Annotated in this window: 1 protein-coding gene; it reads left to right on the top strand. The window is 68.4% G+C overall.

Going from position 1 to position 621, the window contains the following annotated elements; translation table 11 throughout:
• Positions 1–520: lysophospholipid acyltransferase family protein (locus ACXJKJ_RS31040; RefSeq protein ID WP_457395410.1), on the top strand; the 520-nt coding region annotated here is incomplete at its 5' end.
• Positions 521–621: the final 101 nt, after the last annotated feature.

Here is a 621-nt window from a genome sequence, read left to right as displayed (position 1 = left end):
GCGCTGCACGTTGCGCCTGGGTGGCTGGAAAGTGGTGGGCACCTTCCCGGACGTGCCCAAGCTGGTCTTCATCATTGCCCCGCACTCCTCCAACTGGGACGGGTTCTGGGGCATGGCGGCCAAGATCGCGCTGGGCATGCAGGTCAAGGTGCTGGGCAAGGCCTCGTTGTTCTGGTGGCCGCTGTCGCCGCTGCTGCGCGCCCTGGGCGTGATCCCGCTGGACCGCAGCTCGCCGCAGGGCACGGTGGAACAGGCGGTCAGCCTGATCCGCGGCTCCGAACGCATGTGGTATGCGATCACCCCCGAAGGCACCCGCAAGGCGGTGACGCACTGGAAGGCCGGGTTCCTGAAGATCGCGCGGATGGCCGACGTGCCGGTGCTGGCGGCTTACTTCCATTACCCGGAAAAGACCATCGGGATCGGCCCGCTGTTTTATTCCACCGGCGATGATGCCGCCGACATGGCCGCCATCCGCGACTACTACCGGCCCTGGCAGGGCAAGAACCGCGGCACCGTCTGAGGCCGGACCGGGCCGGGAGACGCCGGCCCCGTTCACGGCGGGCGCCGCACAGCCATGCGCCACGTCCGGCACATGCCGCTTCCGGGCAATCGGAGTAGGGT

It is taken from the genome of Roseateles sp. P5_E1, from assembly GCF_054049335.1.
This window is presented reverse-complemented; position numbering and strand designations above follow the sequence as displayed.